Raw genomic sequence first — 16,127 nt, 5'->3', positions numbered from 1 at the left:
GAGCCACATGGAACAGAACCGTTTCACGTTGTTTCCACCTGCGCTGCGGCCGCTGGACGACGCCGGCGAGGTGACGACGTTCTATGCGTACGAAGGGGGCGCTGCCCGCAACGGCCTGCTGGCCGCGATGGCCCTGCAGCTCGCAGGCGAGGCTGCCCAGGCGCCGGTCCTGATGATCGACTGGGACCTGGAGTCGCCTTCCCTGCATGCCCATATGGACGACGGCATCGACGCGACGGATGTGGAAGAGGGGATGGGGACGGCCCAGCCGCCGGGGCTGGTCGAATACATGTCCGCCCTGCAGGGGCGGCTGCACGAGATGCTGCGGCGGCACCGGCCGGCGCAGCACGACGGCGGCGAAGAACTGGCCGAGGCCCTGCTCGACGCCATCGACTGGCGCGCCCACGTGGTGCGCGCGGACGGTCGCCGGCCGCTGTACCTGATGCGCGCCGGGCGCTTCGACGACAGCTATGCCGAGCGCGCCGGCCGCCTCGACTGGGACGCCCTGTTCGACGCCTGTCCCGCGCTGTACCGCCGTTTCGCCGCGCGCATGACGCGCCACTTCCGCCACGTGCTGGTGGCCAGCCGCGCGGGCCGCTCGTCCGGGGTCAGCGTCTGCACCACGCTGGTCCCGGACCGCATCGTCGGCCTGTTCACGCCCGCGCCCGGCAGCCTCGACGGTCTCGAGGGCGTCGTACAGCGCGCCATCGAATACCGCTGCACCCACGAAGACGAGCAGCGGCCGCTGCTGGTGTATCCGGTCGCGTGCAGCGTCGATGGCCCGCGCAGCGACCCAGGCCAGCGCTGGCGCCGCGGCGACAGCAGCCAGGGCCTGGCCGGCTACCAGCCGCGCCTCGAGGCGCTGCTGCGCGGCGCCTACGGCATCACCCGCCTGCGCCTCGACAGCTGGTTCGACGAGCTGCAGCTGGCGCTGGCCGACGTCCTGGCCGTCGCCGCTCCCGGCGCCGACCGGCGCACGCTGGCGCGCCCGGCCGCCCGCCTGCTGTCCTGGTTCGGGCAGGGCTTCTTTCCATGGCAGTCGCTGGCCGAGGTGCGCCTGCGCACGGCCATCGCGCGCAATCGCGCCGAGGACGGCACGGCCGCCGCGGCCATCGCCAGCGTGCCGCTCGCGGCCGACCTTGCACGCTTGGGCGCGCTGTGCCGCGACGAGGGGCGCACCGGCGAGGCCGACGACCTGCTGCGCGAAAGCCTGGCGCTGCGCCGCGGCGCCCTGGGTGAGGACCATGCGGATACGCGCGCCGGATTGCGCGCGCTGGCGGCGCTGCGCCACGCGAGCGGGCGCCTGCAGGAAGCGCGCCGCGACTACGAACTGCTGGCGCAAGGATGCGCGCGCAGCCTCGGGGCCGAGCATCCCGAGACGCTGGCGGCGCGCTCGCGCCTGGCCTGCGTGCTCGGCCAGCTGGGCGAGGGCGAGCGCGCGCTGGCGCTGCACGAACAGGTCGTCGCCGCCTGCGAGCGCCTGTGGGGCGAGGCGTGCGCCATCACGCTCGACAGCCTCGAAGACCTGGCCGTGACGCTGGCCGGGCAGCGCGAGTTCGACCGCGCACGCGTCCTCTACGAGCGCGTGCTGGACGGCCGCCGCCGGCTCCAGGGCGGCGAACACGACGACACGCTGCGTTGCGGCCAGCGGCTGGCCCAGCTGCTTGGCGAGATGGGCGACCTCGGCAACGCACGCCGCCTGCTCGAAGCCGTGCTGCGCGGGCGCGAACGCCACGACGGCACCGACGCCATGGTCACCTTGCAGGCGCGCGAGGCGCTGGCCGAGATCCTGGCGGCCCAGGGCGACCTGGCGGCCGTGCGCAGCCTGCAGGAATCGCTCGCGTGGACGCGCGAGCGCCATCTCGGCGCCAGCCATCCGGACACCCTGAGCATCCAGCTGCGGCTGGCCTCCACCCTCGGCCAGCAGGGCGAGGAAGACGCGGCGCGGCGCCTGCGCGAGCGGGTGGCGGAATTGCGCCAGCGGCTGGAAGAGGCGGGCGGGTCCTGCCAGGGGACGGCCGGCGCGGACGGGCCCCGGGCCGCACAGGCGACGGCGCACCCGGCTTCGGACAGCCTCCAGCACCAGCTCGCGCAGCTCCAGGATCTCATCGACAAGCGCAGCCCGCGCGAAGCCCGGGCCCTGGCCGACAGCCTGCGGCATACGGTCCTGTGGCCGAGTGTGGCACATCCGCTACGGCGGCGCGGGGCTGCGATGATCAAGCAGGTGTACCAGCAGGAAGGGGACAAGGACGCCTTGCTGGCCTTTACCCAGGATCTGGTTTCCTCCCTGGAAGGAGCCCTGTTCCGGGCAGGGCCGGACAACCCGATGTCACCACGTTAGCACGGTCCGGCAGCCAGGAAAATCGCCGTCGGGCAACAAAAACGCGGCGGCGGCGAGCGATCCGGCCGTTGCTTCAGGTAAAATCGCAGCATGCGAATTCTTATCAGTAACGACGACGGCTACCTGGCGCCTGGTATCAGTGCGCTGGCCGATGCGTTGTCCGCGATCGCGGACATCGTGGTGGTCGCTCCCGACAGCAACCGCTCGGGCGCATCCAACTCGTTATCGCTCGACCGTCCCCTGTCGGTCCAGAAAGCTGCCAACGGTTTCTATTTTGTAAACGGCACGCCGACCGACTGCGTCCACATCGCGCTGACCGCGATGATGGACGCGCCGCCCGACCTCGTCGTTTCCGGTATCAACAACGGCCAGAACATGGGCGACGATACCCTCTATTCGGGTACTGTCGCGGCCGCTACCGAGGCTTACCTGTTCGGTATCCCCGCGATCGCTTTTTCGCAAGTCAATCCCGGCTGGGCCCACGTCGATGCCGCCGCACGCATTGCGCGCGAGGTGGTCGAGCGCCGTTTCGACAAGCTCGAACTGCCGTTCCTGTTCAACGTGAACATCCCGAACCTGCCGTACGAACAGATCGGCCCCTTGACGCCGTCGCGCCTCGGGCGCCGGCACCAGGCCGAGCCGGTGATCCGTTCGCAGGATCCGCGCGGCCGCGAGATCTTCTGGATCGGCGCGCCCGGCGCCTGCCGCGATGCGGGCGAGGGCACCGATTTCCATACCACCGCCCAGGGCTGCGTGTCGATCACGCCGCTGCAGGTGGACCTGACCCACAAGGCGCAGCTGGAGCTGCTGCGGGGGATCGTATGAAGGACCAGCGCAGCACCTTCCCGCTGCCGCTCTCGTCGGTCACCGGGGGCGGGGCGCGCAAGCCGGGCGCGCCGGCGCCGGTGGCCACGCCCCAGACCGCGACCCGCAACGCCGCGATCACCGCGGTGAACGGCGGCGCCGCGCAGGCGCTGTCCGCGCCTGCGCCATCGCCGCGTCCGCCGGGCTATGCCCAGGCGCATACGCCGAGCGCGCCCACGGTGCAGCGTTCCGACCTGATGGCCTCGGAGGCGGTGCGGCGCGCCATGGTGGCGCGGGTCGCGCGCCAGGGTGTCCAGGACGGTGTCGTGCTGGGCGCCATGGAAGCGGTGCCGCGCCACCTGTTCATCGAGCCGGCGCTATGGGCCCAGGCGTACATCGACGCCTCGCTGCCGATCGGCCACAACCAGACGATTTCGCAACCCTACATCGTCGCGCGCATGATCGAGGCGATGCGCGCCTCGACCCAAGCCGGGGCGCAGCTGGGCAGGGTGCTCGAGATCGGCACCGGCTGCGGCTACCAGGCCGCGGTGCTGTCGTTCGTGGCCCGCGAAGTGTATTCGATCGAGCGCATCAAGCCGCTGCACGAGCTGGCCAAGACCAAGCTGCGGCCCTTGCGGATTTCCAACCTTCGTTTGCAATATGGCGATGGTATGCTAGGCTTGCCGCAGGTTGCACCTTTCGACGGCATCATTCTCGCGGCTGCAGGGCTCGAAGTACCGCAAGCCCTGCTCGAGCAGCTGGCCATCGGCGCCCACCTCGTCGCGCCGGTTGGCGCCAAGGTCCAGCGCCTGGAGCGCATCACCCGTATCGGCAAAAGCGAATGGGCCAGCGAAACGCTGGAATCGTGCCACTTCGTGCCGCTGCGCCCGGGCACCGTCTGACAGTACAGTGCGTCCCGGCCCGGCCAGGACCGCCTGTCATCGCCGCGCCTGTCGGCGGCGTTGTAGAGCTTCGCAGCCGAGCTTGGCGAGCCAGCCATGCGCACCCGGCCTGGCCCCGGTCCGGCACCACAGTACATGAAACAGAAAATAGAAAGACAATGAACCAAGCACCCCGCCTAGCACTGCTCACCCTCGCCCTCGGCCTGCTGGCCGGATGTAATTCCATCACCCGCCAGGCGCCGGTCGTCGAGCGCACCACATCGGGCGTATCGCAGGCGCGCCCGGCGCCTGCCTCCCGCGTCGAGGAAGCGAAGGACGAGAAGGGCATGTACACCGTGCGCCGCGGCGACACGCTGCTGCGCATCGCGCTGGACTTCGGCCAGAATTACCGCGACATCGTCGCCTGGAACAACCTGGCCGACCCGGACGACATCAAGGTCGGCCAGACCCTGCGCGTGGCGCCGCCGGAGCGCGGCGAACGCACCGCCAGCATCCAGACCCAGCCGGTACCGATGCCGCCGCCGGCCACGCCGCCGCGCAAGACCACGCCGCGCGTCGACAAGCAGCCGTACAGCGAAGCCAGCGTCGCCAGCGTCCAGCGCGAATCGGGTGCGCGCGCCGAGCCGGCCGCGCAGGTGGCGGCCCCGGCCCCGGTCATCGCCGCCGGCAGCACCGTGACGGCCAGCGACGATGACAAGCTGAGCTGGATGTGGCCGGCCGACGGCCGCATCATTGCCACCTTCGATGAAGGCAGGAACAAGGGCATCGACATCGCCGGCAGGCCCGGCCAGCAGGTGGTGGCCGCCGGTGCCGGCAAGGTAATGTACGCTGGCAGCGGTATCCGTGGTTATGGTAATCTCGTTATCGTCAAGCACAGCAACAACCTGCTGTCGGCGTACGCGCACAACCGCAAGATCATCGTCAAGGAAGGCGACAACGTGGCCAAGGGCCAGCAGATCGCGGAAATGGGCGATTCGGATGCCGACTCGGTGAAGTTGCATTTCGAGATCCGCCAACAGGGCAAGCCCGTCGATCCGTCGAGGTTCCTGCCCGGCCGTTGAAGGGTGTGAAAAAACGGCCAGGGCACGTGGCGCGGCAATCCGACGGCGACTCGAAGACAGTACGCTGATACGGCGAGACGAGGCAACGCAGCCATGGACGAATTTTTCACACACGCGTAGGAAGGGTATGACGCAGCCGCCGCACCCGCTGGACCAGCAGCATTCGGACGAGTTTCCGGACGAACCGGAGAACGAGGGCGCGCTTGCGGCTGCGGACGGAGCGGATATCCTCCCCGGTGCCGACGTCGATTCGGTCGACGAGCTGCGCAAGGTCCTGCAGGCCGAGCTTGCCACCGACACCACCCAGCACTACCTGAACCAGATCGGCACCCGCCCGCTGCTGTCCGCCGCCGAGGAAGTCCGGGTCGCCACCCTGGCCAAGGCCGGCGACTTCGCGGCGCGCCAGAAGATGATCGAGCATAACCTGCGCCTGGTCGTCTCGATCGCCAAGCACTACATCAACCGCGGCGTCGTGCTGCTCGACCTGATCGAGGAGGGCAACATCGGCCTGATGCGTGCGATCGACAAGTTCGAGCCCGAGCGCGGCTTCCGCTTTTCCACCTACGCCACCTGGTGGATCCGCCAGAGCATCGAGCGCGCCATCATGAACCAGGCGCGCACGGTACGCCTCCCGGTGCACATGGTGCGCGAGCTGAACGGGGTGCTGCGCGCCAAGTACCACCTCGAAGCCCAGAAGCGCGACGGCAAGGATGCCTCCTGCGAGGATATCGCCAGCCTGCTGGGGCGGCCGGTGGAAGAGGTGCAGGACATCCTGGCGCTGTCCGAGCATGCGGCCTCGCTCGACGCGCCGCTCGACAACGATCCCCAGTCCACCCTCATGGACATGCTGCCCGACGATGGCGGGGACGCACCCGATGCGCAGGCCGAACAGCACGAAATGACGGCGCTGGTGCGCGACTGGCTGGCGCGCCTGCCCGACAAGCAGCGCCAGGTGGTCACGCGCCGCTTCGGCCTCGACAACGACGACCCGGCCACGCTCGAGACCCTGGCCGAAGAGATGGGCGTAACGCGCGAACGGGTGCGGCAGATCCAGCAGGAGGCGCTGGTCAAGCTCAAGAGAGCGATGGCGGCGCGCGGGGTGGTGCGCGATTCGCTGTTGTAGCGGCTTTGGGTGGGGCCCAAGTTCATCCAGCGAATGCATCGTCGCACGACGATCGGCCCCCAGTCTGAAAAGCCCGCTTGTGGCGCCCGCCCCAATTCCTTGCTATCATGCCCGCCGGGCCGAAAAAGCCCTTTTTTTGTTTGCGAACTCCCCGCACAACGAGTCCTGTGCCCACCCCCACTTTCTTTTGACCACCATGCAAGAAATTTTCATCGACATCAAATCCCTGGATGCGGACGCGCGCGGCGTCGGCCACCTCGAGAACGAAGACGGCACGCCGGGCAAGGTGATCTTCGTCGAAGGCGCGTTGCCGGGCGAGCGCGTCAGTTTTGAAACGCTGCGCAAGAAGAAGAACTGGGAGTCGGGTCGGATGGTCACGCTGCAACGCGCCTCGTCGATGCGCGTCGAGCCGAAGTGCCGGCACTTCGGCTACTGCGGCGGCTGCTCGATGCAGCACCTGGAGGCATCAAGCCAGGTGGCGATGAAGCAGCGCGTCCTCGAGGACAACCTGTGGCACCTCGGCAAGGTCAAGGCCGAAAACATCATGCGCCCGCTGTACGGCCCGACCTGGGACTACCGCTACCGCGCGCGCCTGTCGGTGCGCCACGTGGCCAAGAAGGGCGGGGTGCTGGTTGGCTTCCATGAGCGCGCCTCGTCCTACGTGGCCGACATCACCACCTGCGAGATCCTGCCGGACCACGTGGCCCGCCTGATCGTGCCGCTGCGCGAGTTCGTCGGCCAGCTGTCGATCTACAACCAGATGCCGCAGATCGAGGTCGCCATCGGCGAAGAGGTCACCGTGCTGGTGCTGCGCATCATGGCGCCGCTGACCCCGGCCGACGAAGAGCTCGCCAGGGCCTTCGCCGACAAGTGGGACATCCAGTGGTGGCTGCAGCCGAAGGGCCCGGACACGGCCTACCCGTACTACCCGCTCGGCAAGGAACTGTACTACCTGCTACCGGAATTCGGCATCCGCATGCCCTTCAAGCCCACCGACTTCACGCAGGTGAACCACCAGATCAACCGCGTGCTGGTGTCGAAGGCGCTGCGCCTGCTGGAAGTGCAGCCGAACGACCGCGTGGCCGACCTGTTCTGCGGCCTGGGCAACTTCACGCTGCCGCTGGCGACACAGGCGCGCGAAGTGGTGGGCATCGAAGGCAGCACCGCGCTGACCACGCGCGCGCTGGAGAACGCGCAGGCCAACGGGCTGGCGGCCAAAACGTCGTTTTCTACCCGTAACCTGTTCGAGGTGACCAAGGAAGACCTGGTCGCGCTCGGCCGTTTTGACCGCATGCTGGTCGACCCGCCGCGCGACGGCGCGATGGCGCTGTCGCTGGCGCTGGCCGACCTGCGCGAGACGCATGAGGAGCTGATGCCGCAGCGGATCGTGTACGTGTCGTGCAGCCCGTCGACGCTGGCGCGCGACGCCGGCATCCTGGTGCACAAGGCGGGTTACGTGCTGAAGAAGGCGGGGGTGTGCAACATGTTCCCGCATACCTCGCACGTGGAGTCGATTGCGGTGTTCGAGTTGGGGCCGAAGCCGGCTTCGGCTGCTGCATACGAGGTGCCGGCTGAGGTGGTTTAACAAGCAGAAATTGGGTTCCCGCCTTCGCGGGAACGACAGTTTGAAAGGTATCAGCCAGAAACAAGCTATCGCTGTTCTTCCGCCGGCCTGAACGCCGTCATTCCCGCGAAGGCGGGAATCCAAGTTCGTCGCGCCGCGTTAGCTCTGGCAACCGGACGAAAAAAAGCCGACCTCAAGGGTCGGCTTTCTCATTCCGGCTGAAGCCGCTTACTCGCGGTCGCCGCCGGCAATGCCCAGCAGGTGCAGCAGGCTGGTGAAGATGTTGTACACGTCCAGGTAGATCGCCAGGGTGGCGGTGATGTAGTTGGTCTCGCCGCCGTTGACGATGCGTTGCACGTCATACAGGATGAAGGCCGAGAAGATACCGATGGCCAGCATCGAGATCACGATCGACAGTGCCGACATCTGCAGGAAGATGTTCGCCACCGCGGCCAGGATCAGGACGATCACGCCGGCAAACAGCCAGCTGCCCATGCCCGAGAAGTCGCGCTTGGTGGTGGTGGCAATGCTTGCCATGACGGCAAACACGCAGGCCGTACCGCCGAAGGCGGTCATGATCAGGGTGCCGCCGTTGGCGAAGCCGAGCGTGTGGCGCAGCAGCGGGGTCAGCATCAGGCCCATGAAGAAGGTGAAGCCCAGCAGGAGGGCAACGCCTACCCCGGAGTCCTTGAACTTCTGGATGCCGAACATGAAGCCGAAGGCGATGGCCAGGAAGATGATGAAGCCCATGCCGCCGCCGAGCATCGGCAGCTCCATCGACACGCCGATGAACGCGCCCAGGACGGTCGGGATCATCGACAAGGCCAGGAGCCAGTAGGTGTTGCGCAGTACTTTGTTGCGCGTCGCTACCTGACCGCCCTTGGTCAGGTCGACAGTGCGTTGTGTTTGCGTGTTAGGGAACATTCGTGCCTCCGGTTAGTTGGATGGTGCGTCACTGAAAACATACAACATTTTCCTTAGCCGAGCATTAAGGCAGAGGTGAAATCAGGACGTTCGTCCCCGCAACTCTACCACTTTGCTTGCCAGTGCCGCAATATCGGCTATATGAGGGATGTATGGTAAAATTAAAGGTTGATTCAGTTCCAAATTGGGTTGCAAGAACCCCCTCAAGTTCTTGATATAAATCTTTCTTTCATTGGAGTTTACATGGCAATCGAACGCACCCTGTCGATCATCAAACCGGACGCAGTTGCAAAAAACGTGATCGGCCAAATCTATAGCCGCTTCGAAGGCGCTGGCCTGAAGATCGTCGCTGCACGCATGACCCAGCTGTCGCAAGCCGAAGCCGAAGGCTTCTACGCCGTGCACGCAGCACGTCCGTTCTTCAAGGATCTGGTCAACTTCATGATCTCGGGTCCGGTCATGATCCAGGTGCTCGAAGGCGAAGGCGCGATCCTGAAGAACCGTGAACTGATGGGCGCAACCGATCCGAAGAAGGCAGACGCCGGCACCATCCGCGCCGACTTCGCCGATTCGATCGACGCCAACGCCGTCCACGGTTCGGACGCCGCTGAAACCGCTGCTGTGGAAATCGCTTACTTCTTCCCGGCACTGAACGTCTACTCGCGTTAATCTTTTAACGCCAATCGGTAGGCGGCTCCAGGCCGGATACTGATCGATGTACCCCGCCTGCACGTCGCCACGGGCGCTTGCAGGCGGGTTTTAGTATAGAAACAGGAACAATCATGACGACTCTCACCAACCTGCTGGACTTCGATCCCGCGCAACTCGTCGCTTACTGCGCCGAGCTGGGTGAGAAGCCGTTCCGCGCAAAGCAGTTGCAACGCTGGATCCACCAGTTCGGCGCGGCCGACTTCGACAGCATGACCGATCTCGCGAAGTCCTTGCGCGAAAAGCTCAAGACCCGCGCGGAAGTCCGTGCGCCGGGCATCATCAGCGACCACACGTCAAGCGACGGCACCCGCAAGTGGCTGGTCGACGTGGGCAATGGCAACGCCGTGGAAACCGTGTTCATTCCGGAAGAAAACCGCGGCACGCTGTGCATCTCGACCCAGGCTGGCTGCGCCGTCAACTGCCGCTTCTGCTCGACCGGCAAGCAGGGCTTCAACCGCAACCTCACCGTGGCCGAGATCATCGGCCAGCTGTGGATGGCCGAGTTCGAGCTGCGCCGTACCAAGGGCATCGAGCCCGGTCCCAAGGGCGAGCGCCAGATCACCAACGTCGTGATGATGGGCATGGGCGAGCCGCTGCTCAACTACGAGCCGACCGTCACCGCGCTCAAGATGATGCTCGACGATAACGCCTACGGCCTGTCGCGCCGCCGCGTGACCCTGTCGACCTCGGGTGTCGTGCCGAATATCGACAAGCTCGCGCAGGACGTGCCGGTGGCCCTGGCCGTGTCGCTGCACGCGTCGAACGACGCCCTGCGCGACGTGCTGGTGCCTTTGAATAAAAAATACCCGCTGCGCGAGCTGATGGCCGCGTGCAAACGCTACCTGGAGTTCGCCCCGCGCGACTTCATCACGTTTGAATACTGCATGCTCGACGGCTACAACGACAGCGACGAGCACGCGCGCGAACTCATCGCCCTGGTGAACGACCCGGTGGTCGGCGTGAACTGCAAGTTCAACCTGATTCCGTTCAACCCGTTCCCGGAATCGGGCCTGACCCGTTCCAAGAACCCGCGCATCAAGGCCTTCGCCCAGGTGCTGATGGACGCCGGCATCGTCACCACCGTGCGCAAGACGCGCGGCGACGACATCGACGCCGCCTGCGGCCAGCTGGCCGGCGAGGTGCAGGACCGCACCCGGGTGGCGCAGCGCATGGAAAAGATGGCCGAGTACCAGAAGAAGTTCGGCGCCGACTTCGGGCGCATCGTGGAGATCCCGTCCTGATGGGAAGCAAAGCCGGCCGCGCCGCCTTTCTGCCGGCCCTGGGCCTGGCCCTGGCCCTGCTCGGGGGCTGTGCCAGCCATGGCGGCGGGGAGCTGAAGACCGCGTCCGACCAGACGGCGGCGGAAAAGCGCGCGGCGATCCGCCTGCAGCTGGCCGTCGGCTACTACCAGAACGGCCAGCACGAGATCGCCCTCGACGAGGTCAAGCAGGCCATTGCGGCCGACCCGGCCTATGCCGAGGCCTATGGCCTGCGCGCCCTGATCTACACCGCGCTGGGCCAGCAGCAGCTGGCCGACGAGAATTACCAGCAGGCGCTGCGCATCGCGCCGAACAACCCGGAACTGGCAAACAACTACGGTTCCTTCCTGTGCCAGACGCTGAACAAGCCGGCCCAGGCCATGCCGTATTTCGACGCCGCGTTGCGTAACCGTGCCTACCAGACGCCGGTGAGCGCCCTGGTGAACGCCGGCATGTGCAGCCTGCGCACCCGCAACCACGAGGCGGCCGAGCGCTACCTGCTCGAGGCCTTACGCTACAACCCCGAGCTGCAGGCCACGAACGCCGGGCTGGCGCGGATCTATTACGAGCGGCGCGACTACCAGCGCGCCGGTTTTTTCATCAATCGCCTGATCGAGACAACGAAACTCGACACGCTCCCGGCCGACACGCTATGGCTCGCCATGCGTGTGCAGCGCAAGCTCGGCGACCGGACCCAGGAAGCGAGCATGGCCGCCCAGTTGCGCAGGCGCTTCCCCGGTTCGCCCGAGTACGCGGCCTTCGAACGCGGCGCATTTGATGAGTAAACTATCAAAGTGAGACGAGGACAATGAACGAGCATGCAGACCAGCCGGCGACGCCGGGCAACGACGCCGCCATCCCTGGCAAGACCCTGCAGACCCAGCGCGAAGCGATGGGCTGGAGCGTGGAGCAGGTGGCCGACCAGCTGAAGCTGGCCCCGCGCCAGGTGGTGGCGCTGGAGGCGGGCGACTACGCCTCGCTGCCGAGCCCGGCCGTGACGCGCGGCTTCGTGCGCGCCTATGCCAAGCTGCTGAAGATCGACGCCACGCCGCTGGTTGCGAAGATCGAGATGAACATGCCGCCGGAGGCCCAGGCCGGCGCCACCGCCTCGATTCCGCGCCGCGAGCAGCGTCCGGCCTCGTTCTCGCAAAGCCGTTTCCCGATGGGCGGCAAGCGCAACAAAGTGCCGGTCGGCCTGATCGCCGGCGTGGCCGTCCTGATCGCAGCCGGCGCCGCGCTGTGGCACTTCGGCCTGGTTCCGGGCAGCCGGCTGCCGGCTACCGACACCGAGGCCGTGCTCGAGTCGCCGGTCGTCACCACGCCCGGCGCCGGCGCGCCGGTTACGCAAGATCCCTTGCTCAATCCTTCGGTGCCGCTGATCTCGGTGCCAGCGCCGGCAGGCGGGGCCACGACGCCTGCCGCGCCCGCGACGGCGCCGGGCGCCACGCCGGGTAGCGCGCCGGCAGCCACACCCGGCGCCGCTCCGGCCACGCCGGCTACAACGGCACCGGCCACGCCCGCTGCAACGCCGCCGGCGGCACCGGCAACCACCCTGGCCGCACCGGTCACGGCCGCTCCTGCTGGCGCCAATCCGCTGGTGCTGAACGTGCGCGAAGATTCCTGGATCGAAGTGCGCCCGGCCAAGGGCGGCAGGCCGCTGATTTCACGCCTCGTCAAGGCCGGTTCGACCGAGACCGTCGAGGTTGCCGAACCGGTGAACGTCGTGGTCGGCAACCCGTCGGGCGTCACGGCCACCCTGCGCGGCGCGAACGTCGCGCTGCCCCAGGTGCCGGGCAAGACCATCGCCCGCGTCGCCCTGCAATAAGCTGAAGCAAACGCAAACGCTATGGAACAGAACATGATCCCGAACGAACCCTGCATCGGCGAGCCGATCCCCTCCGGCCCGCTGGCGCGCCGCGTCAGCCGCAAGGTGGCGGTGTCGCACGGCCAGCGCACGGTCTGGGTCGGCGGCGACGCGCCGGTCGTGGTGCAGTCGATGACCAATACCGACACCGCCGATGCGATCGGCACCGCGATCCAGGTGAAGGAACTGGCGCGCGCCGGTTCCGAGATCGTCCGCATCACCGTGGACACGCCGGCCGCGGCCGCCGCCGTGCCGGCGATCCGCGAACAGCTCGACCGCATGGAAATCGATACCCCGCTGGTTGGCGACTTCCACTACAACGGCCACCTGCTGCTGCGCGACTATCCGGAATGCGCGCAGGCGCTGTCGAAGTACCGCATCAACCCGGGCAACGTGGGGCAGGGCGCCAAGCGCGACACCCAGTTCGCCCAGATGATCGAGATCGCCGCCAAGTACGACAAGCCGGTGCGCATCGGCGTCAACTGGGGCAGCCTGGACCAGTCGTTGCTGGCCCGTATCATGGACGAGAATGCCGCCCGCGCCACGCCCTGGAGCGCGCAGGCCGTGATGTACGAAGCCCTGATCACCTCGGCGATCGAGAACGCCGTGCGCGCGGAGGAAGTGGGCCTGGCGCGCGACAAGATCATCCTGTCGTGCAAGGTGTCGGGCGTGCAGGACCTGATCGCGGTGTACCGCGAACTGGCGCGCCGCTGCGACTACCCGCTGCACCTGGGCCTGACCGAGGCCGGCATGGGCAGCAAGGGCATCGTCGCCTCGACCGCCGCGCTGTCGGTGCTGCTGCAGGAAGGCATCGGCGACACCGTCCGCATTTCCTTGACGCCGGAACCGGGCGGCGACCGCACCAGGGAAGTGGTGGTGGGCCAGGAGATCCTGCAGACCATGGGCCTGCGCAAGTTCACCCCGATGGTGATCGCCTGCCCGGGCTGCGGCCGCACGACCTCGACCGTGTTCCAGGAACTGGCGGACAACATCCAGACCTTCCTGCGCGAGCAGATGCCGGAGTGGAAGAAGACCTATCCGGGCGTGGAAGCGATGAACGTGGCCGTGATGGGCTGCATCGTGAACGGCCCGGGCGAGTCGAAGCACGCCAACATCGGCATCAGCCTGCCGGGCACCGGCGAATCGCCGGCGGCGCCGGTGTTCGTCGACGGCCAGAAGGTTGCCACGCTGCGCGGCGAGCGGATCGTGGATGAGTTCAAGACCATCGTGTTGAACTACGTGCAGAAGAATTACGGCCGCCAAGAGGCAGTCGCACAATAAAATAACCGGGTGCGCAGGCAATGACCTGCGCCCTTAGCACGTCGTACCCGCGAAGGCGGGTACCCAATTTTTGCCAGAGCAGTCGAAACGCACGCTGAAATTGGGTTCCCGCCTGCGCGGGAACGACGGTTTTGAGGCTAACAATATGTCCAAACCAGAAAAAATCGTCGCCGTCAAAGGCATGAACGACATCCTCCCGCTTGATGCGCCGATGTGGGAGCTGTTCGAGAACACCGCCGAAACCATCCTGAAGAGCTACGGCTACCAGAAGATCGTCACCCCGATCGTCGAGGATACGAGCCTGTTCGCGCGCGCCATCGGCGCCGTCACCGACATCGTCGAGAAGGAGATGTACTCTTTCGAGGACTCGATGAACGGCGACCAGCTGACCCTGCGCCCGGAAGGCACTGCCGGCGTGGTGCGCGCCGTGCTCGAGCATAACCTCGTGTACGACGGCCCCAAGCGCCTGTGGTACAAGGGCCCGATGTTCCGTCACGAGCGTCCGCAGCGCGGCCGCTACCGCCAGTTCTTCCAGTTCGGCGCCGAAGCCGTCGGCTTCTCGGGACCGGACATCGACGCCGAGCTGATCATGCTGTGCCGCCGCCTGTGGGACGACCTCGGCCTGCAGAACGTGCGCCTGGAGCTCAATTCGATCGGCAACGCCGACGAGCGCCTGCGCCACCGCGCCGACCTGATCGCCTATCTTGAAAAGCACGAGGACATCCTCGACGCCGAGGCCAAGCGCCGCCTGCACAGCAATCCGCTGCGCATCCTCGACACCAAGAATCCCGCCATGCAGGAGATGGTCAACGGCGCGCCGAAGCTGCTCGACTACCTGGGCGAGGAGTCGATGGCCCACCTCGAGGGCCTGAAGAAGATCCTCGACCGCAACGCGGTGCAGTACACGATCAACCCGCGCCTGGTGCGCGGCCTGGACTACTACAACCGCACTGTGTTCGAGTGGGTCACCGACGAGCTGGGCTCGCAGGGTACGATCTGCGCCGGCGGGCGCTACGACCCGCTGATCGAGCAGTTCGGCGGCAAGGCCACCCCGGCGGTCGGTTTCGCGATGGGCATCGAACGCATCATCGAGCTGATGAAGGGCCTGGGCGAGACGCAAGCGCCGAGCCAGTGCGACGTGTACATGGTGCACCAGGGCGAGGACGCCCAGCTGCAGGCCTTCATCCTGGCCGAGCGACTTCGGGATGCCGGGCTGGATGTTGTGTTACATTGCGCAACGCCGGCCGGTGCGGGCAGCTTCAAGAGCCAGATGAAGAAGGCCGACGGCAGCGGCGCGTCGTTCGCCGTCATCATCGGCGAAGACGAGGTCGCCAGCGGCAAGGCGAACGTCAAGGCGATGCGCGCAGTCGACGTCCAGGCCGGCGAGCAGCAACAGGCCAGCGTCCCGTTCGAGGAGGTGGTCGACTACGTGGTCGACCAGATCGTCGGCGGGGGCGGCCACGACTGCGACGACGAGAACTGCAACGAGCACGGGCATCACCACCGTCCGTAAGCGGACGTCGCGTAACAGGCGGCAAGAAGAGTACCGATCCACCACCACAGACCAGAACAACAGAGCAGACAATGGCATACGATCTCGAAGAACAGGAACAGATAGCGACCTTCAAGGCCTTTTGGGCCCGTTTCGGCAACCTCATCATCTGGGTGCTGATCATCGCGCTCGGTTCCTACGCCGCCTACAACTTCTGGAACTCGCACAAGCGCACCCAGACCGTCGAAGCATCCGCGCTGTATGACGAGCTGCAGAATGCGCTCATCGCGAACGACAACGCCAAGGCCCAGCGCATCGCCGGCGACATCCAGAAGAAGTACGACGGCACCGCCTACGCGCAGATGAGCGCGCTCGCCGCCGCCAAGACCGCCTTCGAGGCGAACGACCTGAAGACCGCCAAGGCCCAGCTGCAGTGGGTGGTGGACAATGGCAACGACGAGTACAAGGCCATCGCCCGCCTGCGCCTGGCCGGCGTGTTGCTGGACGAAAAGTCCTACGATGCTGCTCTGAAACTGCTGAACGAGAAATTCCCGGCGCAGTTCTCGGCCGAAGTCAGCGACCGCAAGGGCGATGTGCTGGTGGCCCAGAACAAGATTGCCGAAGCACGCCAGGCCTACGTTGCCGCGCTGGCCGCGATGAGCAAGGAAAACCCGGGCCGCCAACTGGTCCAGGTCAAGCTCGAAGCGATCGGCGGCACCGTCCCGGCGGACGAGGCAGACAAGGCGGACAAGAACGCCGCCGCAGCGTAAGCTCCAGTTTCACGGGCCCGCGCGCGCCACG

General features: G+C 66.7%; 14 protein-coding genes. 13 read left to right on the top strand and 1 reads right to left on the bottom strand.

Annotation, left to right across the window (positions count from 1 at the left end):
* Positions 1-7 precede the first annotated feature (7 nt).
* The 6 genes from ACFFJK_RS17020 (at position 8) to rlmD (ending at position 7,816) form a co-directional block, all read left to right on the top strand.
* On the top strand, positions 8-2,341 hold the full coding sequence (locus ACFFJK_RS17020) for a tetratricopeptide repeat protein (protein WP_379680701.1): 2,334 nt from the start codon (positions 8-10) through the stop codon (positions 2,339-2,341).
* Positions 2,342-2,431: 90 nt separating this feature from the next.
* Entirely contained in the window at positions 2,432-3,166 is a 735-nt protein-coding gene (gene surE, locus ACFFJK_RS17015) for a 5'/3'-nucleotidase SurE (RefSeq protein WP_379680699.1), read from the top strand.
* Positions 3,163-4,047, top strand: a complete 885-nt coding sequence (locus ACFFJK_RS17010) for a protein-L-isoaspartate(D-aspartate) O-methyltransferase (RefSeq protein WP_379680698.1) — start codon at positions 3,163-3,165, stop codon at positions 4,045-4,047. Before surE ends, ACFFJK_RS17010 begins: the two co-directional genes overlap by 4 nt.
* Before the next feature lie 158 nt (positions 4,048-4,205).
* On the top strand, positions 4,206-5,108 hold the full coding sequence (locus tag ACFFJK_RS17005; protein WP_379680697.1) for a peptidoglycan DD-metalloendopeptidase family protein: 903 nt from the start codon (positions 4,206-4,208) through the stop codon (positions 5,106-5,108).
* Between the two features lie 127 nt (positions 5,109-5,235).
* Positions 5,236-6,231 (top strand): RNA polymerase sigma factor RpoS, encoded by a 996-nt coding sequence (rpoS, locus tag ACFFJK_RS17000; protein ID WP_379680696.1) that lies wholly within the window; start codon positions 5,236-5,238, stop codon positions 6,229-6,231.
* Positions 6,232-6,427: 196 nt separating this feature from the next.
* Positions 6,428-7,816 carry a 23S rRNA (uracil(1939)-C(5))-methyltransferase RlmD gene (gene rlmD / locus ACFFJK_RS16995; RefSeq protein WP_379680694.1) on the top strand — a complete coding sequence of 463 codons (1,389 nt, stop codon included), beginning with the start codon at positions 6,428-6,430 and terminating at the stop codon, positions 7,814-7,816.
* Positions 7,817-8,023: 207 nt separating this feature from the next.
* Here rlmD and ACFFJK_RS16990 read toward each other — a convergent pair whose 3' ends face one another.
* Positions 8,024-8,719, bottom strand: a complete 696-nt coding sequence (locus ACFFJK_RS16990) for a Bax inhibitor-1/YccA family protein (protein ID WP_379680693.1) — start codon at positions 8,717-8,719, stop codon at positions 8,024-8,026.
* 243 nt (positions 8,720-8,962) lie between these two features.
* On the opposite strand from ACFFJK_RS16990, the gene ndk reads away from it, so the two are divergent.
* The 7 genes from ndk to ACFFJK_RS16955 all read left to right on the top strand — a co-directional run bounded on the left by ndk (position 8,963) and on the right by ACFFJK_RS16955 (position 16,096).
* Entirely contained in the window at positions 8,963-9,388 is a 426-nt protein-coding gene (ndk, locus tag ACFFJK_RS16985; protein ID WP_379680692.1) for a nucleoside-diphosphate kinase, read from the top strand.
* A gap of 110 nt (positions 9,389-9,498) precedes the next feature.
* Positions 9,499-10,671 (top strand): dual-specificity RNA methyltransferase RlmN, encoded by a 1,173-nt coding sequence (gene rlmN / locus ACFFJK_RS16980; protein ID WP_512700284.1) that lies wholly within the window; start codon positions 9,499-9,501, stop codon positions 10,669-10,671.
* Entirely contained in the window at positions 10,671-11,474 is an 804-nt protein-coding gene (gene pilW, locus ACFFJK_RS16975; RefSeq protein WP_379680690.1) for a type IV pilus biogenesis/stability protein PilW, read from the top strand. The genes rlmN and pilW overlap by 1 nt, the downstream gene beginning before the upstream one ends.
* A gap of 23 nt (positions 11,475-11,497) precedes the next feature.
* The gene (locus ACFFJK_RS16970; protein ID WP_379680689.1) at positions 11,498-12,514 is read left to right on the top strand and encodes a RodZ domain-containing protein; all 1,017 of its coding nucleotides are present in this window, start codon (positions 11,498-11,500) and stop codon (positions 12,512-12,514) included.
* 33 nt (positions 12,515-12,547) lie between these two features.
* Positions 12,548-13,834: a flavodoxin-dependent (E)-4-hydroxy-3-methylbut-2-enyl-diphosphate synthase gene (gene ispG / locus ACFFJK_RS16965; RefSeq protein WP_379680688.1), complete on the top strand. Its 1,287-nt coding sequence runs from the start codon at positions 12,548-12,550 to the stop codon at positions 13,832-13,834.
* Between the two features lie 145 nt (positions 13,835-13,979).
* Positions 13,980-15,347, top strand: coding sequence for a histidine--tRNA ligase (gene hisS / locus ACFFJK_RS16960; RefSeq protein WP_379680686.1), 1,368 nt, complete (start codon positions 13,980-13,982; stop codon positions 15,345-15,347).
* Between the two features lie 71 nt (positions 15,348-15,418).
* Positions 15,419-16,096, top strand: a complete 678-nt coding sequence (locus ACFFJK_RS16955) for a tetratricopeptide repeat protein (protein WP_379680684.1) — start codon at positions 15,419-15,421, stop codon at positions 16,094-16,096.
* Positions 16,097-16,127 lie beyond the last annotated feature (31 nt).

Source organism: Massilia consociata, assembly GCF_042432755.1.
Taxonomy (GTDB): Bacteria; Pseudomonadota; Gammaproteobacteria; order Burkholderiales; family Burkholderiaceae_D; genus Telluria; species Telluria consociata.
The sequence above is the reverse complement of the archived record's forward strand: the minus strand, read 5'-3'. Positions and strand labels throughout refer to the sequence as shown.